This is a genomic window from Pseudoflavonifractor sp. SW1122 (genome assembly GCF_012027765.1).
Classification (GTDB): Bacteria; Bacillota; Clostridia; order Oscillospirales; family Oscillospiraceae; genus Enterenecus; species Enterenecus faecium.
In genome coordinates this window covers 1-1,028 of sequence record NZ_SJOS01000100.1, presented here as the reverse complement: position 1 = coordinate 1,028, position 1,028 = coordinate 1, and the positions used below count along the sequence as shown (strand labels likewise).

Here is a 1,028-nt window from a genome sequence, read left to right as displayed (position 1 = left end):
ATCCAATCAGAAGGAGGAGCAAAATGAACGCAGTTGGAATTGATGTTTCCAAAGGGAAAAGCATGGTGGCTGCCCTGCGGCCAATGGGTGAAGTGGCATTCCTGCCACGGGAATTTCTCCACACCGAGGTGGGGCTGGAGCAGATGGCTTACGCCATCCTTGCGCTTGGGGAAGATACCCGCGTCATCATGGAAGCCACCGGTCGCTACCACGAACCGGTAGCTGCGGCCCTGCATGAGTACGGGATCTATGTCTGTGTCCTGAATCCGCTGTTTATCAAGCAAAGCGGGGGTGGTTCCATCCGAAAGGTCAAGACCGACAAGGCTGACGCCATAAAAATTGCCAAGTACGGTCTTGACAACTGGGTGGATCTGCGGGAATATACTCCCATGGACACTGTAAGACAACAACTGAAGCTGTGCAGCCGCCAGTACGACCTCTACATGAAAACGGTGATATCGCTGCAAAACAATCTTATTTCGTTGACCGACAAGACCTTCCCCGGCGTGAACGAACTGTTCTCCAGTCCGGAGCGTGCGGACGGTCACCAGAAATGGGTGGATTTTGTCAGGACCTTCTGGCATTGTGACTGCATCTGCCGCGTCAGCGAAAAGGCATTCACCGAGCGTTACCAGAAGTGGTGCAAGCGCAAGGGCTACCATTTCAGCGTCGAAAAAGCACTGGAGGTCTATGCCGGAAGCTGCGGCCATTTCACCACGTTGCCGAAGAATGACAACACCAAGCTGCTCATTATCTCAGCCGCCCAGCAGCTTCTTGCAGGCAAGATGACACTGGCCGCTCTGCGAGCTGAGATGACACGGCTTGCCCGGCAATTGCCGGAATATGACACGGTGCGAACCATGTACGGTGTTGGTGATAAGACTGCACCTGCGCTCATGGCTGAGATCGGCGATGTGCGCCGTTTTCCACGCCGCAGCTCCATCGTTGGATTTGCGGGCATCGATCCCGGTGTGGATGAGTCTGGCAAACACAGTGCCAAGAGCGTTCCCACCACGAAACGGGGTTCA

The 1,028-nt window shown here is 55.0% G+C and carries 1 protein-coding gene; it reads left to right on the top strand.

Annotated features, from left to right (window positions below; translation table 11 throughout):
- Nucleotides 1-23 precede the first annotated feature (23 nt).
- Nucleotides 24-1,028: IS110 family transposase (locus E0L15_RS12175; RefSeq protein WP_168125814.1), on the top strand; the 1,005-nt coding region annotated here is incomplete at its 3' end.